The organism is Micromonospora sp. NPDC047753 (assembly GCF_040642735.1).
Classification (GTDB): domain Bacteria; phylum Actinomycetota; class Actinomycetes; order Mycobacteriales; family Micromonosporaceae; genus Micromonospora.
The window spans coordinates 1-2,866 of sequence record NZ_JBEYSL010000682.1 but is presented as its reverse complement, the minus strand read 5'-3'; the positions used below and the strand labels follow the sequence as shown (position 1 = coordinate 2,866).

Genomic DNA, 2,866 nt, shown 5'->3' with positions numbered 1-2,866 from the left:
TCCGGGGTGGCCAGGCCCCAGAAGCCGAACTTGCGCGCCTTGAGTTGCAGTTCGCGCACCTCGGAGTGGTCGAGGCCCGGCTGGTGCGCCCGTTCCCGGCGGAGCACCTCCGCTTCCAGGGGCATCACCTCGCGGGTGATGAACGCGCGCACGGTGTCCCGGACGGCGCGTTCCTCGTCGGACAGTGCGAAGTCCACGGTTCCCCCTCGGTCGGCGTGGTGGTGCGCCGCCACGGGCCGTAGCGGTCCCTCATAAACTAGCGGTGTAAGTTTTCATTCGTCCAGACCCCTTCTCCGGCCGACGTGGTGACGCCCTCCCGCAGGCGGTCCCCGATAGGGTGCGTGAACAGGTGGTTCCCACGGGGAGGGACGCCGCAGACCGAGGAGTTCTGACGTGCCCCGACCTCGACGGCCTCTGCTCACCCGCGACCGGATCGTCGAGACGGCGCTCGCGCTGATCGACGCCGACGGGCTCGACGCGCTCTCCACCCGCCGACTCGCCGCCGCGCTCGGCGTGCAGGGTCCCTCGCTCTACAACCACTTCGCCACCAAGGACGAGATCCTCGACGCGGTCGCCGACACGGTCACCGGTGCCGTCGACACCAGCGGCTTCGCCAGCCGGGACTGGCTCGCCGCGCTGCGGGACTGGGCGTGGTCGTACCGGCGGGCGCTCACCGCGCACCCGAACGTCGTGCCGTACCTGGCGCAGGGCCCGGGTCGTCGACCGGCGGCCCTCGCCATGGCGGACGCGGTCTACGGAGGGCTGGTCCGGGCCGGTTGGCCGCCGGCCCGGGCCACCCACATCGGCGCGGCGCTGCGGTACTTCGTGGCCGGGTCGGCGCTCGGCTCGTTCGCCCGCGGTTTCGTCGAGGACCCCGAGCTGTACGCGGCGCACTACCCGCACCTGCGACAGGCCCACCGGCTCGCCGAGCACCAGCAGAGCGTCGACGAGGGAGCCTTCGCCCTCGGCCTGGACGCCCTGCTGCACGGTCTGGCCGCCGAGTACACCCGCAGCGTCGACACGGTGGAGTCCGCCCGGCCCGACGGGTAACGTCCAAACTCCCAGCGCTAGTTTCATCGCCCGTCGCGACCCCATCGCCCACCCCCTCGAAGGGACGACATGGACCTCGCCGCCCCGCCGTCGCTGTTGCCCGACTCCCTGCGCCTGCGGCGTCACCTGCACGTCGGCGGGGAGTGGACCCCTCCCGCCGACGCCGGCCTCATCGATGTGGAGAACCCGAGCACCGGGGAGCTGATCGGGCAGGTGCCGGCCGGCACCCCGGCCGACGTGGATCGCGCCGTTGCCGCGGCCCGGTCCGCGTTTCCCGGCTGGTCGGCCGCCACCCCCGCCGAGCGCTCCGCCCACCTCGACCGGCTGCACGCGGCGCTCACCGCCCGCGCCGACGACCTCGCCCGCACCATCGCCGTCGAGCTGGGATCTCCGCTCAAGCTCGCCACCCGGGTGCAGGTCGGGCTCCCACTGACCGTGCTGCGCGACCACGTCGCGCTCGCCGCCCGCGCGCCGGTCGAGGAGAGCATCGGCAACTCCCTCGTCGTCCGGGAGCCGATCGGCGTGGTCGGCGCGATCACCCCGTGGAACTACCCACTGCACCAGGTGATGGCGAAGCTCGCACCCGCCCTGGCCGCCGGCTGCACTGTGGTGCTCAAACCCAGCGAGCTGACCCCGTTGACCGCGTACCTGCTCTTCGACGCGGTCACCGAGGCCGGCCTGCCGCCGGGCGTGCTCAACCTGGTTCCCGGCACCGGGCCGGTGGTCGGTGAGGCGCTCGCCGGGCACCCCGACGTCGACCTGGTCTCCTTCACCGGCTCCACCGCCACCGGCGCGCGAATCATGCGGCTCGCCGCCGACCGCATCGCCCGGGTCGCGCTGGAGCTGGGCGGCAAGTCCGCCAACGTGATCCTCCCCGACGCCGACCTGGCCACCGCCGTCAAGGTTGGCGTCGGCAACGCCCTGCTCAACTCCGGGCAGACCTGTACCGCCTGGACCAGGATGCTGGTGCACCGCGACCGGTACGACGAAGCCCTCGACCTGATCGCCGCGGCGGTGGCCGGCTACCGACTCGGCGACCCGTTCGACCCGGCGACCCGGCTCGGCCCGCTGGTCTCCGCCGCCCAGGCCGAGCGGGCGCGTGGCCACATCGACCGGGCTCTCGCCGACGGCGCCCGGCTGGTCGCCGGCGGGCCCGACGCCCCGGTGCCGACCCGGGGGCACTTCGTCGCCCCGACCGTCTTCGCCGACGTGCACCCCGACAGTGCGCTGGCCCAGGAGGAGGTCTTCGGCCCGGTGCTCGCCGTCATCCCGTTCGCCGACACCGACGAGGCGGTCGCCATCGCCAACAACTCGAAGTACGGGCTGGCCGGCGCGGTCTGGTCCGCCGACACCGACGCGGCGCTCGCGGTGGCCCGGCGGCTGCGTACCGGCGCTGTCGACATCAACGGTGCCCCGTTCAACCCGCTCGCCCCGTTCGGTGGCTACAAGCAGTCCGGCCTGGGCCGGGAGTTGGGCGTGCACGGGCTGGCCGAGTTCTGCGAGCTGAAGGCGATCCAGCGATGACCGGTCCCGAGCTGTCCCCGGCCATGCCCGCAGGCCGGCCCGAGCTGTCCCCGGCCGCGCCGGGTGGCGGCACCGGGCCGGCGTCCGCACCGGTCATTGTTCGCGCGCTGGTCGCGCGCGGGTCCGGCGCCGAGCTGCGGGTCGAGCGGGTACGCCTGCCCGCGCCCGGCCCCGGCGAGGTGCGGGTGACGATCAGGGCTCGACGAACGGAGGGCCGAGGCGCTAACGGATGGTGAAGGTCAGCGGGTTCGAGATGCCGATGCCGCCGTGGGAATCATGGACCCGCACGGTG

Annotated in this window: 4 protein-coding genes; 3 read left to right on the top strand and 1 reads right to left on the bottom strand. The window is 73.7% G+C overall.

All coding sequences use genetic code 11. The features are described 5' to 3' along the window. Positions 1-197: acyl-CoA dehydrogenase family protein (locus ABZ749_RS33095; RefSeq protein WP_357234857.1), on the bottom strand; the 197-nt coding region annotated here is incomplete at its 3' end. Between the two features lie 196 nt (positions 198-393). On the opposite strand from ABZ749_RS33095, the gene ABZ749_RS33090 reads away from it, so the two are divergent. The 3 genes from ABZ749_RS33090 (at position 394) to ABZ749_RS33080 (ending at position 2,810) form a co-directional block, all read left to right on the top strand. Then, on the top strand, positions 394-1,050 hold the full coding sequence (locus ABZ749_RS33090; protein WP_357234854.1) for a TetR/AcrR family transcriptional regulator C-terminal domain-containing protein: 657 nt from the start codon (positions 394-396) through the stop codon (positions 1,048-1,050). 69 nt (positions 1,051-1,119) lie between these two features. After that, positions 1,120-2,574, top strand: a complete 1,455-nt coding sequence (locus ABZ749_RS33085) for an aldehyde dehydrogenase family protein (RefSeq protein WP_357234850.1) — start codon at positions 1,120-1,122, stop codon at positions 2,572-2,574. Continuing rightward, positions 2,571-2,810, top strand: a complete 240-nt coding sequence (locus ABZ749_RS33080; RefSeq protein ID WP_357234847.1) for a hypothetical protein — start codon at positions 2,571-2,573, stop codon at positions 2,808-2,810. Before ABZ749_RS33085 ends, ABZ749_RS33080 begins: the two co-directional genes overlap by 4 nt. Positions 2,811-2,866 lie beyond the last annotated feature (56 nt).

Coding starts and splice junctions, on each gene's coding strand:
- ABZ749_RS33085 (WP_357234850.1), top strand. CDS start 1,120: ATGGACCTCGCCGCCCCGCCGTCGCTGTTGCCCGACTCCCTGCGCCTG.
- ABZ749_RS33080 (WP_357234847.1), top strand. CDS start 2,571: ATGACCGGTCCCGAGCTGTCCCCGGCCATGCCCGCAGGCCGGCCCGAG.